11 protein-coding genes are annotated in these 13715 nt (G+C 60.6%); 7 read left to right on the top strand and 4 right to left on the bottom strand.

Features of this window, described 5'->3' with window-relative positions; all coding sequences use genetic code 11:
• The first annotated feature begins 16 nt into the window (after positions 1-16).
• The 7 genes from tpiA to smpB all read left to right on the top strand — a co-directional run bounded on the left by tpiA (position 17) and on the right by smpB (position 9064).
• Positions 17-772: a triose-phosphate isomerase gene (gene tpiA / locus EKM85_RS02920; RefSeq protein WP_125584776.1), complete on the top strand. Its 756-nt coding sequence runs from the start codon at positions 17-19 to the stop codon at positions 770-772.
• Positions 773-843: 71 nt separating this feature from the next.
• Positions 844-2148 carry a phosphopyruvate hydratase gene (gene eno, locus EKM85_RS02915; RefSeq protein WP_125584775.1) on the top strand — a complete coding sequence of 435 codons (1305 nt, stop codon included), beginning with the start codon at positions 844-846 and terminating at the stop codon, positions 2146-2148.
• Between the two features lie 737 nt (positions 2149-2885).
• On the top strand, positions 2886-4103 hold the full coding sequence (locus EKM85_RS02910; protein ID WP_125584774.1) for an MFS transporter: 1218 nt from the start codon (positions 2886-2888) through the stop codon (positions 4101-4103).
• A 62-nt stretch (positions 4104-4165) separates the two neighbouring features.
• Positions 4166-5716: a ClC family H(+)/Cl(-) exchange transporter gene (locus EKM85_RS02905; protein WP_125584773.1), complete on the top strand. Its 1551-nt coding sequence runs from the start codon at positions 4166-4168 to the stop codon at positions 5714-5716.
• 116 nt (positions 5717-5832) lie between these two features.
• Positions 5833-6069: a preprotein translocase subunit SecG gene (gene secG / locus EKM85_RS02900; RefSeq protein WP_125584772.1), complete on the top strand. Its 237-nt coding sequence runs from the start codon at positions 5833-5835 to the stop codon at positions 6067-6069.
• Positions 6070-6191: 122 nt separating this feature from the next.
• Entirely contained in the window at positions 6192-8573 is a 2382-nt protein-coding gene (gene rnr / locus EKM85_RS02895) for a ribonuclease R (RefSeq protein WP_125584771.1), read from the top strand.
• A gap of 17 nt (positions 8574-8590) precedes the next feature.
• Positions 8591-9064 carry an SsrA-binding protein SmpB gene (smpB, locus tag EKM85_RS02890; protein WP_125584770.1) on the top strand — a complete coding sequence of 158 codons (474 nt, stop codon included), beginning with the start codon at positions 8591-8593 and terminating at the stop codon, positions 9062-9064.
• Between the two features lie 198 nt (positions 9065-9262).
• Here the strand turns inward: smpB and EKM85_RS02885 are convergent, their stop codons facing one another.
• The 4 genes from EKM85_RS02885 to EKM85_RS02870 form a co-directional block, all read right to left on the bottom strand.
• Positions 9263-9658 (bottom strand): HIRAN domain-containing protein, encoded by a 396-nt coding sequence (locus tag EKM85_RS02885; protein WP_125584769.1) that lies wholly within the window; start codon positions 9656-9658, stop codon positions 9263-9265.
• Positions 9651-10463 carry a J domain-containing protein gene (locus EKM85_RS02880; RefSeq protein WP_125584768.1) on the bottom strand — a complete coding sequence of 271 codons (813 nt, stop codon included), beginning with the start codon at positions 10461-10463 and terminating at the stop codon, positions 9651-9653. Before EKM85_RS02880 ends, EKM85_RS02885 begins: the two co-directional genes overlap by 8 nt.
• Positions 10464-11042: 579 nt before the next feature.
• Positions 11043-12227, bottom strand: coding sequence for an SAM-dependent methyltransferase (locus tag EKM85_RS02875; protein WP_125584767.1), 1185 nt, complete (start codon positions 12225-12227; stop codon positions 11043-11045).
• 163 nt (positions 12228-12390) lie between these two features.
• On the bottom strand, positions 12391-13632 hold the full coding sequence (locus EKM85_RS02870; protein WP_125584766.1) for an MBL fold metallo-hydrolase: 1242 nt from the start codon (positions 13630-13632) through the stop codon (positions 12391-12393).
• Positions 13633-13715: the final 83 nt, after the last annotated feature.

The following is a 13715-nucleotide window of genomic DNA, read 5'->3' as shown; positions in this document are numbered from 1 at the left end:
TGAAAGGAAGTTAATTATGCGCACACCAATCATGGCCGGGAACTGGAAAATGAACAAGAACCCGGAAGAAACACAAGCATTCCTGGACGGCGTTAAGGGCAAGCTCCCTGAATCCAGCAAAGTCCAGACCGTTATCGCCGCACCGGCGATCGATCTGACCACGCTGGTTGCCGGCGCCAACGGGACGCCGCTTCAGACCGCAGCAGAAAACTGCTACTTCGAAGATGCGGGTGCCTTCACTGGCGAGACCAGCCCGAAAGCCCTTAAGGACATGGGCCTGGACTACGTCGTGATCGGCCACAGCGAACGCCGCGGCTACTTCCACGAAACTGACCAGGACATCAACAAGAAGGCCAAGGCCATCCTGAAGAACGGTCTTTTGCCAATCATCTGCTGCGGCGAAAGCCTTGAGCAGCGCGAAGCTGGCCAGACGAACGACTGGGTCGCTTCACAGGTTGAAGCCGCTTTGGCCGGGATCTCTGCGGAAGACGTTAAAAACAGCGTGATCGCGTACGAACCAATCTGGGCCATCGGCACGGGCAAGACTGCCTCTGCTGACCAGGCGCAGGAAGTCGTTGCGCACATCCGCTCGATCGTTGCAAAGCTGTACGATGCCGCAACGGCTGACGCAGTGCGGATCCTTTACGGTGGCTCGGTCAAGCCAGCCAACGTCAAGGAACTGATGGCGAAGCCTGACATCGATGGCGGCCTTGTCGGCGGCGCATCGATGGATCCAGAAAGCTTCGTTGCCCTGGCTAACTACCAGGACTAATACCGCAGCTTTGCGGTGGTAAACTAATTACGATAAAACCTGCCTGTATCAGGCACAAAAGGAGAAAACATATGTCTATTATTACAGATGTTTTGGCTCGCGAAGTCCTCGACTCTCGTGGCAACCCGACTGTTGAAGTTGAACTTTACACGGAAGACGGCGGCTTCGGCCGTGCGCTTGTTCCGTCAGGCGCATCCACCGGTGAACACGAAGCCGTTGAACTGCGTGACGGCGACAAGTCCCGTTTTGGCGGCAAGGGTGTTCTGAAGGCCGTTGCTAACGTCAACGACGTGATCTCCAAGGCTGTCATCGGCCTGGATGCCACCGAGCAGCGTCTGATCGACCAGACCATGATCGACCTTGACGGCACCCCGAACAAGGGTAAGCTTGGCGCCAACGCCATCTTGGGCGTTTCCCTGGCCGCAGCCCGCGCTGCTGCTTCCGAAGTTGGTCTGCCGCTGTACCAGTACCTTGGCGGCCCTAACGCGCACGTGATGCCAACACCAATGATGAACGTCCTGAACGGTGGCGCGCACTCCACGAACACCGTTGACTTCCAGGAATTCATGATCATGCCTGTTGGTGCGAAGTCCATGCGCGAAGCGATCCGCATGGGTTCTGAAACCTTCCACGCCCTCCAAGCAGAGCTGAAGGCAAAGGGCGACATCACTTCCGTCGGCGACGAAGGCGGCTTTGCGCCTAACCTGAAGGACAATGAGGAAGCCTTCGAGCTGCTTGTTGAAGCCATCCAAAAGGCCGGCTACAAGCCTGGCGAAGACGTTGCCATCGCCTTTGACGTTGCTTCTTCTGAGTTCTACGACCCAGAGACCAAGAAGTACACCCTCAAGTGGTCTGACCCTGACACGTCGTACACGACCGACGAATTCATCGATCTGCTTGCGACCTACATCGACAAGTACCCGATCGTTTCTGTCGAAGATCCGATCGACGAAAACGACTGGGAAGGCTGGCAGAAGTTCACTGCCAAGCTCGGTGACAAGGTTCAGATCGTCGGCGACGACCTGTTCGTTACCAACACCGATTACCTGAAGAAGGGGATCGACATGGGCGTTGCCAACTCCATCCTGATCAAGCTTAACCAGATCGGGACGTTGACCGAAACCTTCGAAGCCATCGAAATGGCTAAGGAAGCCGGCTACACCGCCGTTGTTTCCCACCGTTCCGGTGAAACCGAAGACACGACCATTGCTGACCTGGTTGTTGCAACCAACGCCGGCGAGATCAAGACTGGCTCAATGAGCCGCACCGATCGCATCGCGAAGTACAACCAGCTGATGCGGATCGAAGACGAACTCGGCAAGTCTGCGCAGTACAAGGGCCGCAAGTCCTTCTACAACGTTAAGGCGATCGACTAGTCTAATCCAACGTTAAGGTGCGCCGTCCTCAGGGACCCGGCGCACCTGGCAGAGGCCCTCATCACCTTTTGCGGTGGTGGGGGCTTTTTTATATAAGATGCGCAGAGTTCGCGCACTTAGCCCGACAGCTAGCCTAGCTCCAGGCATTGCCGCTGGTCTTTAGCGGCGAGGCCTGGAGCGTAGCTAGATGCTCGGGCGTTGCGAACTCGGAGCTCAGTTGCAGCACGGTGCGCAGGGTCGACGCACTTAGCCCGACGCCTAGGCCGCTACGCATGTCAGCTTGTACGCGCAATGCGCTACAAGCTGATCATAGTTCCAGGCATTGCCGCTGGTCTTTAGCGGCGAGGCCTAGAGCGTAGCTAGATGCTCGGGCGTTGCGAACTCGGAGCTCAGTTGAAGTACGGTGCGCAGAGTTCGCGCACTTAGCCCGACAGCTAGGCCGCTACGCATGTCAGCTTGTACGCGCAATGCGCTACAAGCTGATCATAGCTTAGGGCATTGGCGCTGGTTTTTAGCGCCGAGGCCTTAAGCGTAGCTAGCTGCTCGGGCGTCGCAGGGCACTCGGCCGTTACCAGACCGGAGCCCGACTTGCGTTTCGGCCACCGGCATGGCGGGCTGGGGCAGCGACCACATTTTTCCGGTCAGCCAGCCAATATTCACAAATTCTTCACATTTTGACTGCAAACTGGTATATGCTTGTTTTTATCTGAAAAGCGACGCGAAAGGAGCATGGTAAAATGGATGAAGAGCAGCGAGAAAAGAGCCCGTGGCGGCGCAACCTCAGCGTTCTGTGGGGGTGCACCTTCATTGCCGGCGTGGCGTTTTCTGAAATCACGCCATTCATGTCGCTGTTCGTCGCCGAGCTGGGCCATTTCAGCAAGGCCGAGGTCTCCTTTTACTCCGGCCTAGTCTTTGCGGCGACCTTCCTGGTGACGGCGATCGTGTCGCCGTTATGGGGCGCGCTGGCCGATCGCAAGGGCCGCAAGATCATGCTGATCCGGGCCAGTGTCGGCATGGCGGCGGCGATGTTCCTGATGGGCCTGGTCACCAACGTCTGGCAGCTGATCGCGCTGCGGGCGCTGCAGGGGCTGTTCTCCGGCTTCATCTCCAACGCGCAGGCGCTGATCGCCTCGCAGACCCCGCGCAGTCACGCCGGCAAGGCCCTGGGGACGCTGGTCACCGGGTCGACTTCTGGCATGCTGATGGGGCCGGTGATCGGCGGGCTGCTGGCGCAGTTCATGTCGATCCGGGTGACCTTCTTCATCACGGCCACGCTGCTGCTGATCGCGGGGCTGGCTTCGGGCCTGTTCGTTAAGGAGTATTTTGTGCCGGTGGCCAAAACAAAAGGGGCCAAGCCGGGCCTCAAGGGGCTGCTCAGCCAGTTTGCCAACCCCAAGCTGATCATTGTGCTGCTGGTGTCGACCATGATCGTGCAGCTGGGGAACGCCTCCATTTCACCGATCGTCAGCCTGTACATCAAGGAACTAATGCACAACGCCGGGCCTTACGCGCTGGTGGCCGGCATCATTGCTGCCTTGCCGGGGCTGTCGAACATTTTGGCCGCCCCGCGGCTGGGCGATTACGGCGATAAGCACGGCTCCGGTAAGGTGCTGATCGCCGGCTACCTGTTTGCGGTGATCATGTACTTCCCGCAGGGCTTTGTGACCAGCGTGGTCGTGCTGGGGGTCCTGCGCTTTGCCATCGGGATCTCAGACGGGGCGCTGTTTCCCACGATTCAGACGCTGCTCACCAAGAACTCACCGGCGTCGGCCACCTCGGCCATTTTCTCCTGGAACCAGTCCTTCCAGGCGCTGGGCAACATGTTTGGCGGGCTCGTCGGCGGCTTTTTGGGCGGGTTGTTCAACTACAACGTGGTCTTCATTTCCACCGCCGCGCTGCTGCTGCTGAACTTCATCCTGCTGTGGTTCACCGAACCGTCGTTGCGGCAAGAGTAGGTCCGCTTCTGGCGGGCCTTTTTGCTGTTGTATAATGGAGTCAGTTTCTTTGGAGGTGTGTCATGCAAAAGCCTAGTGCGAATCCCGTTGACCCCACGCGGCTCAAATTTGTGCTCTTCGGCCTGCTCGTCGGCCTGCTGACCGGCGGCGTGGTGGCGGCGTTTCGCTTTTCGATCGAGCGGATCCTGGCCGTGATGCAGGGGCTGTACCGCGGCGCGACGCCGGGGCTGATCGCCCTGATCGTGCTGGCCAGCGTGCTGGCGGGGCTGGGGGTCGCCTGGCTGCTGAAAAGTGAGCCGAATATTTCCGGGTCAGGGATCCCGCAGGTCGAAGGCCAGCTGCAGGGGGAAATGGAGTTCTCCTGGTGGTCGATCCTGTGGAAGAAGTTCGTCGCGGGGATCGTCAGTATCGGCCCTGGCCTGTTTCTGGGCCGGGAAGGGCCGTCGATCCAGCTGGGCGCGGCGGTTGGCCAAGGCGTGGCTCAAGGGTTCAAGAAACACGGGGCCGACCGGCGCATCATGATCGCGGCCGGGGCGGCCGGTGGGCTGGCCGCGGCCTTCAACGCGCCAATCGCCGGGACGATGTTCGTGCTGGAAGAGGTCTACCACAACTTTAGTCCGCTGGTCTGGATCACTAGCCTTGCCAGCGCGGTCGGGGCCAACTTCATCTCGCTGTACGTGTTCGGCGAGGTGCCGGTGCTGCACCTGATCTACTCGCGGCCGCTGCCGATCACCTTGTACTGGCACCTGCTGCTGCTTGGGGTCCTGCTCGGTGTACTCGGGTTGGCCTACCAAAAGGCGCTGCTCGCCATGCCCAAGCTGTTCAGCTACACCCACATCCCGCGGGCGCTGCAAGGGCTCGTGCCGTTTCTGCTGGTGATCCCGATTGGGCTGATCGACCCGGCCGTGCTGGGCGGCGGCAACGGGCTGATCACCGGCTTCAACCACAGCATCCCGGCGCTCGGCGTGTTGGTCGTCATTTTCCTGCTGCGGTTCACGTTTTCGATGGTGTCATACGGCTCCGGGCTGCCCGGCGGCATCTTCCTGCCGATCCTGTCCTTGGGGGCGGTCATCGGCGCCGTGTACGCGGTGTTCATGGCCAACGTGGGCTGGCTCCCGCGGATCTATGAGATCAACTTGATCATCTTTGCGATGGCGGGGTACTTTGCCGGTATCGGCAAGGCGCCGTTCACCGCGATCCTGCTGATCACCGAGATGGTCGGCAACCTGACCAACTTAATGGCGATGGCGGTGCTGGCCCTGGTGGCCTACGTGGTGGTCGATCTGCTGGGCGGCGCGCCGATCTACGAGTCGCTGCTGCGGCGCATGACGACGCAAAATCGCCTGGAGGCCATCCACCGCATGGACCGGCTGGAGCTGCCGGTGTACGCCGGCAGCGTGCTGGACGGCATGGCGGTGCGCGACTTCATGTGGCCCAAAGAGACCCTGCTGATGGCGATCCGCCGGGGGGAAGACAGCGTGCTGCCGCACGGCGACACGGTCATCCACGGCGGCGATACCTTGGTGATCCTGACTGACACCAGCAAGCGCGCGGCGGTGCGCAAACGGCTGCACGAGCTGGCCGCACAGTTGGCCGAACGCGCGGACGAATAAAGCGGCCGCCGGCAAAACCGCTGCTCGTGCCACGCGGCAAAGCCAAAGATGGCTGGTCTTGACCGCCGCTTTGTGATACCCTATTTCTAGTAACCATTTGCAAGGGAGGGAAAAACTTGCAGAGTCTTTTTACGAATTTACTTATAATCGATTCGATCCTCATCGTGATCGCCACCCTGATGCAGCCGAGCAAGCAGCAAGACGCCTTGAGCGCTTTGTCCGGCGGCGCCACTGACCTCTTCGGTAAGCAAAAATCGCGGGGCTTTGAAGCGTTTATGGAAAAGGTGACCGTCGTGTTAGGCGTCCTTTTCTTCGCCTTCTCGCTCGTCTTAGTGTATCTAGCATCCCACTAACGAAGGTCTCCTGGTGAACAGGGGGCTTTTTTTCGAGGCGGCGCCTTGCAGCGGTGAGCCTAAGCGACTGCCGCTTATTCGGTATCTGAAACATTTTGTGCAAAAGAAAACGAGGGACATATATGACCACAGTCGGCCACTTAAGAAATGAATTACTGGCGACGTTTCGCCGCAATCCGCAGGTCGGATTCTCGACCACGTCGCTGAACCGCGCTTTGAAGCTGAATGCTGCCGAGGACTTTAAGCTGATGGTCCAGGCGCTTGCGGGTCTGGAAAACGATGACCTGATCCACCAGGATGACAATCAGCGCTACCAGCTCGGCGGCAAGCCCCAGCAGCTTGAAGGGGTGTTTCACGGCAACGAGAAGGGCTTCGGCTTTGTTGCCATCGACGGCCAGGACAACGATATGTTTATCGCGCCGCCGAACACCAAGTTCGCCATGGACGGCGACACGGTCGCAGTGACCGTGGTGCACCAGGCGCGCCCTGGCGACTCCCGCGGTCCCGAGGGCGCCGTGGTCAAGGTGCTGGCCCGCAAGAACACGCGGATCGTGGGCGAGTATGCCCCACTGTCTGACGCAGAGCACCGCCGCACTGGGTTCATCGGCACAGTGACGAGCCACGAGAAAAAACTTGCCCGCTACCCGATCTACATCAAAGATAACGGGACCGTGCCTGAGCTTGGCGACATGATCATGGCCGAAATCACCGAATTTCCCACCGCCGACCGCCCGGCCAGCATGGTGGGGCTGCTGGTGCAAAACCTTGGCAACAAGAACGCGCCTGGGGTCGACATCATGTCCCTGGTGCTGGCCAACGACATTTACGTTGACTACCCGGATGACGCTATGGCCCAGGCCAACGCGATTCCGGATCACGTCACGGCCGAGGATCGCCTTGGCCGCCGCGACATCACGGACCAGCCGGTCGTGACCATCGACGGGGACGACTCCAAGGACTTCGACGACGCGGTCGTGGCCTGGAAGCTCCCGAACGGCAACTACCACCTGGGCGTGCACATCGCCGACGTGTCCTATTACGTCACTGAAGGCTCACCGTTGGATCAGGAGACCTACAAGCGTGGGACCTCGACGTATTTGGTCGACCGCGTGATCCCGATGCTGCCGTTCCGCCTCAGCAACGGGATCTGCTCGCTGAACCCGGACGTTGACCGCTTGGCGATGTCCTGCGATATGGAGATCGACGCGACGGGCCACGTGGTTAGCCACGACATCTACCAGAGCATCATCCGCTCCCACGGCCGGCTGACCTACAACAAGGTCAACCAGGTGCTGGCCGGCGATCCCGATGCGACCGCCGAATACGGCGACTTGGTCCCGATGCTAAAGCTCATGGCCGAGATGCACAAGATCCTTTACAAGATGCGCCACGGCCGCGGGGCCATTGACTTCGAAGAAAACGAAGCCAAGATCATCGTGGACGAAGAAGGTCACCCGACCGACATCGTGCTGCGCGAGCGCGGCATTTCCGAGCGCATGATCGAAAGCTTCATGCTGCAGGCCAACGAAACGGTGGCGGAGCATTACAACCGCATGCACGTGCCGTTCTTGTACCGGGTCCACGAAACCCCCGACGAGGACCGCATCAAGGACTTCGTTGATTTTCTGGCCACCTTTGGCCTTCAGGTCCCAATCAAAAAGGGGCAGCCAGTCACCCCGATGATGCTGCAAAACGTCAATACCGAAGTGGCGGGCACACCGGAAGAAATGATGGTCAACGTCAAGATGCTGCGCAGCCTGAAGCAGGCGCGCTACTCGGACGAGCCGCTGGGCCACTTCGGCATCGCGGCCAAGTACTACTGCCACTTTACCAGCCCGATCCGCCGGTACCCTGACCTTGTCGTGCACCGGCTGATCCGCACCTACGCGGCGGAAGGCACCGGCGATGCGGTGCAGACCAAGTGGGCGGAGAAGCTGCCGGACATTGCGGCGCAAGCCTCTACGCGCGAGCGTCATAGCGTGGACGCCGAGCGCGCCGTGGACGACCTGAAGAAGGCCGAGTTCATGGCGGACAAGGTCGGCGAAGAGTTCGACGCCGTGGTTTCCGGGGTGGCGGGCTTTGGGATGTTCGTGGCCCTGCCGAACACCGTCGAAGGGCTGGTCCACATCACCCGCATGACCGACGACTACTACGGCTTTTTGGAAAGCCAGATGGCGCTGATCGGCGAGCGGACGCACCACATCTTCCGCATTGGCCAGCCGGTGCGCGTCAAGCTTGAAAACGTTGACGTCGAGCAGCGGCAGGTTGACTTCTCGCTGGTCCCAACCGCCGAGACGCCGACCACCGATCTTGAGGTGCCAAAGCAGCCGCGGCGAGGGCCACGGCGCGAGGAGCCCAAGAGTGGGGCGCCGAAGCCTGGTGAGCGCGGTAAGCGGCACAACGCCAAGCGCCCGACCGGCCAGCCGAAGCCGTTCCGCAACACGATTGGGAGCCAAGTCAAGGGTCACGCGACCCGGGGCGGCAACAAAGGAAACAGACATTAGCCAAAGAAGGTGAGCCGATGGCCAAAAAAATGAAGCCGAAGCCCGATAACCTACTGGCCCAAAACAAAAAGGCCCGGCACGATTACAACATTCTGGAGACATACGAGGCGGGCATCGCCCTGACCGGGACCGAGATCAAATCGGTGCGCGACGGGAAGACCAACCTGCGCGACGGGTTCATCCGGGTGACCAACAACGAGGCGTGGCTGGTCAACGTTCACATTAGCCCTTACAAGGAGGGCAACCAGTTCAACGTGGACCCGCTGCGCACCCGCAAGCTGCTGCTGCACAAAAAGGAAATTGCCAAGCTGCTGGCGGCCTTGACCCAGCAGGGGAAGACCGCGGTGCCGCTGCGCATGTACCTGAAGCACGGTTACGCCAAGGTGCTGATCGGCGTGGCGGAAGGCAAGAAGCTGTACGATAAGCGCGAATCCCTCAAGAAGAAGGATCAGAACCGCGAAATTGCCCGGGCAATGAAGGACCGGTACTAAAAAATCCAAGCCAGTAATGGCTTGGATTTTTTTATCAAGGTGCGCAGAGGTCGCGCACTTAGCCGGTTAGAAGGTGCGCAGGGTTCGCGCACTTAGCGGAATGGCTAGCCTAGGTTGCGGCTTTACTCGCAAAGCGAGTGAAGTTGCGACCGTAGCTAGCCACTTCCGCGTTACGAACCCGGAGCCCGATTAATGGGCTTAAAGGCGCAAGAACAGGTCGATGCGAATGTACGGCCAGGTGCCCTTCATGGTCCAGTTGGTCACCTTGGCGTAGACGTTCAGGCCGGCGTCCAGGAGGCGGGCGATGACCACGTTTTCCCCCTTGGGGAGGTAGCCCAAGTCGCGGCCGGTCGGCGTCATCACCTTGACGGCAAAGGCATCGTAGGCGTTGTTTTCCCGCAGCAGGCGCACCTGCATGCCCAGCGTCAAGTCGGCGGTCAGCGTTTCTGGGTGCGCCACATGGGCCGTGCCGGCGACGTGATGGTTCACCAGCAAGATCTCATCGCCGCCGGCCTGGGCCGGCTGGTGGGGCGAATTGCCGGGCCACGGAGTCAGGCCGCCGCCCCCGGCGGGTTTTAGTTCAAAATCACCCATGTGCTTCACCTCCTAGATCGCCGACCAGCTGGCCGTACTCGACGCTTTTGGCCGCGACCTGCTGCTTGAGCTGCAAGAGCGCCTGCTGCAGGTCAGCTTCGTGCTGGGCCAGCCAGGCCGCATCCGCTAGCTCATCTTCGATGGTCAGCGGCCACTGCTGGTGCAGCGCGCGCTGGTGCTGTCGCGCCTGCGCCAGATCAGCGACCAGCCTGGCCAGCTGAAGGCGCAGGGCCGCTGGGCTAAGCACGTCTTCGGTGCGGCCAGCTAGGAGCGCCGCGATCGTGCGCAAAAGCCCTAGCAGGCCGTTGGCGTAGGCTGTGGTCACGAGCAAGAACATCCGCTTGTCGGCCGCGCTCTGGTGGGGGTGCAAATCCGGGTGCAGCGCCTTGACCAGCTGCTTGTACAGCGTGCTCAGCTCGGCGCTTTCGGCTTCAGTCAGGACGGGCAGGGCCAGGTACTGCACCGCCGCGCTCAGCTTGGCGTGCATCGCAGTCAGGGCCTGGTGCCGAGCGGCGAATTTAAGCGCGGTTTGCGTCTGAATGGCAGGCAGATCCGGCGGCAGTCCCCGGTTTAGGTACTGGCGCGTGAGTCGGATCCGGTAAACCAGTTGGTCGCGACTCAGCTCAGTTTCGTAGAGCTGAATTTCAAGCGGGCCGAATTGGCTCCAGTAAAAGGCTGACAGGGTGGGGAGGCGGTGGTTAGCCAGCGCGTCGGTTTGCTCAACGGCGTCCAGCAGCAACGTTCGCACCACCGCCAGCCGGCGCTGCAGCAACGCGGCTTCCGGGGAAATCATGAGCGCAAACACGACTGATCACCTCCTTGTTCCATATTATCCGACTGCGCAAAACTGGTTGCAAGCGGATACTGATTCAAGGTGCGCAGGGTTCGCGCACTTAGGGGGACAGCCAGCCTAGGCCGAGGCATTGCCGGCGTTCTCTGCCGGCGAGGCCTTGGCCGTAGCTGGATGCTCCCCCGTTGCGAACCCGGAGCCCAGTTAAGCCAAGGTGCGCAGGGTTCGCGCACTTAGGGGGACAGCTAGCCGCTACGCATGTCACCCTGTATGCCGCAAGCGGCTACAGGGTGATCATAGCTGTTGGCATTGCCGCCGATCTTTGGCGGCGAGGCCAACAGCGTAGCTAGATGCTCCCCCGTTGCGAACCCAGAGCCCAGTTAGTTCAAGGTGCGCAGGGTTCGCGCACTTAGCAGGTCAGCTAACCTAGGTTGCGGATTTACCCGCAAAGCGGGTGAATTCGTGACCGTAGTTAGATGCACCTGCGTTGCGAACCCAGAGCCCAGTTAAGCCAAGGTGCGCAGGGTTCGCGCCCTTAGCCCGACAACTAGCCGCTCCGCATGTCAGCTTGGACACCGGCGCCCCGGCGTCCGCTTAAGCGTAGATGTAATCGCGGGTCAGCGGCAGGCCAGTGCCGGACGGGGCCTTGGTCACCAGGTACTGGATGACATCGATGTTGCCGGAAGCAAACGAGGCAGCGGCCGCCTGCAGGTAGACGTCCCACATGCGGGTGAACGAGTAGCCGAACTTTTGTTGGATCACGTTGCGGTGGGCGTTGAAGTTCTCGTCCCAGTGCTCCAGCGTGCGCTGGTAGTGCCGGCGCAGCGGTTCGAGGTCGGAGACTTGCAGATTGGCGTCGATGATGTGCGTGATGTTTTCGCTGAGGCCGGGGATGTAGCCGCCGGGGAAAATGTACTTGTTCAGCCAGGCGTTAGTGGCGCCGCCTTGCTGGCGCGTGATGCCGTGAATCAGGGCCGAGCCGCCCGTCTTCATCAGCTTGGCGACGTCCTTGAAGTACAGCCCAAGGTTTTCTTGGCCGACGTGTTCGAACATGCCGATCGAGGTGATGTAGTCGTAAGGGCCGTCCGTCAGCTCGCGGTAGTCCTCCAGCAGCACCCGGGCGTGGTCCTGCAGGCCGAGCGCCTGGATCCGTTCGTTCACAAAGTCGTATTGCTCCTGCGACAGCGTGATACCGGTGACGTCGAGGTGGTAGCGCTTGGCCGCCGTCAGCATCAGCGTGCCCCAGCCGCAGCCAATGTCCAAGAAGCGCCGGCCCGGTTGCAAGTCGAGCTTGCGCAAAATGTGGTCGACCTTGTTTTGCTGCGCGTGGGTCAGATCATCGTCCCAGTCATCGAAATAGGCGCAGGAGTAGGTCATCGTGTCATCGAGCCACAGCTTGTAGAAGTCGTTGCCCAGGTCGTAGTGGGCCTGGATGTCGGCCTTGCTTTTCTTTTCGGTGTGAGACTGCTTGGGAATGACGCGGATCAGCTTCTTGTTGCGCATGAACGACCCTGCGCTTTCGTAGGCGGCCGTGAGAAGCGCCTGGAGCGGGAATTGGCCGCCGCCGGTCACATCGATGTCGCCGCGCATGTAAGCCTCACCAAGGGCCAAGGAGGCGTTTTTCAGCAGGGCCTTGATCGGGACGGCCTTTCTGAGGTGGATCGTGAGGCTCGGGGTCCCTTCGCCGTAAGTCTTAGTGGTATGGTCCCAGTACTGCACGGTGATGGGAATGTTAAACGAGTGCGCAAACATTTGGTCATAGAATTGCTTTTCGAGCATGGTGGTCCTCCTTATCAAGTGACGTCACCAGACTATACTTTTCACGGGGAAAAGGACAATCTGACGACTTGCAAAAGCCGGCGCCAGCCGCATCCGGCAGGCCTTGGTGAAGGCCTGCGGGGGCGGGTGGTGCCGGCCCTTTTCAGTAGCTTTGGGGCTACTTTCAGTCCTGGCCGTCCGGCTCGTCCAGGGTGTAGTACAGGTCTTTTTCCGGCAGTAGGAGCTCGGCGCGCGTCGTTTCGTCCAGCGCTTTGGCCTCGCGCTCCGGGTGGAAGCTGTGCCACGGGGCGATGATCCGCGGGGCGACCATTTGTGCCAGCTTGATCAGGTCCGTGCGCGTCGCGTGGCCCGAGCAGGACAGGAAGGTCAGCGGAATGGCGGCGGCACCCAGCGTCTCTGTTAACGTCTTGAACCGCGGATCGTAGTCGCCCAGCGGCTCGCCGTTGGTGTGCACGTACTGCGAGACCGGCAAGTCCTGGAGCCAGTTAAGGTGGGTAAAGGCGTTCTCCAGCAGGTACTGATCCGGATGCTGGCGCAGCGCCTCGCGGGAGATCGTTTCCTCGATGACCTGGTCGGGCTTGAGGCCGGTCATGGTCTCAAGCACGACGGCATCGGGGTGCTCCCACACCATCTGGCGGCCGGCGCGGTGGGCGGATTCCTGCAGCCCGGCCAGCCGCTCGTAATTGCGGATGTACGGGTTGATCGCGACTAGCTGCGGGCTGGCCTGAAGCACATCCAGCAGCTTGGCCTGCATGCCCGTTTCCGTCAGCGGCTCGCTGGGGTGCTGCTGGTCCTTGACCGGTGTTTCGGTGTCAAACGAGAAGGTGGTGCCTTCCAGCATGAACATCGCCAACTTTTTTTCGCGGAACACTTGGGCCCAGTGGTCAACGCGTGCGCGGTGCGGGCCGTTCAGCCGGACGTCGCCCGAGTGCGCGTACCACCGCTGGCCATCGCCGACCAGCAGCGCCATGATGCCCGGTTCGTCGTGGTCGGAGGCAAAGCCCTGGACGGAGAAGTCGCCGACCGTGACCGGCGTTTCAAACGGCATTGGGTGCAGGTTGGCGACCGGCTTTTCGATGCCCAGCGCAATGAGCGTCTGGTAGAGGCGATAACTTGGCGCGGACAGGTACACCGGGATGTCCTGCTTCAGGTACTGCAGTGCGCCCATGTGGTCGATGTGCAGGTGCGAGATGAAAATTGCCTCGTGCGCCCAGTGGTCTTCGGCCAGTCCAAAGAGTTCCGGCACGTTGGGCAGTTTCCCGTTTGCGATGGCCGAGGCCACCGTTTCGTTCGTTAGGTCTGCGGCCACGCCAAAATCCATGATCACCCGGCTGCCTGCTTGAGAAAATTCCACTATGTTGCCGCCAATGGTCCTCAGTCCGTTCAAAAATCTGATTTGTGTCATCGTGTCCTCCTGAGTGGCGGTGAGCCGGTAAGACCGGTGCCGCTTAATCGTAACTGGTTATTTTACGCCTCTTTTGCCGTGGC

The sequence above is a fragment of the Lacticaseibacillus jixianensis genome, assembly GCF_003946485.1.
Classification (GTDB): domain Bacteria; phylum Bacillota; class Bacilli; order Lactobacillales; family Lactobacillaceae; genus Lacticaseibacillus; species Lacticaseibacillus jixianensis.
Note: the sequence above shows the minus strand (reverse complement) of the source record. Positions and strands in the feature narration are given on the sequence as shown.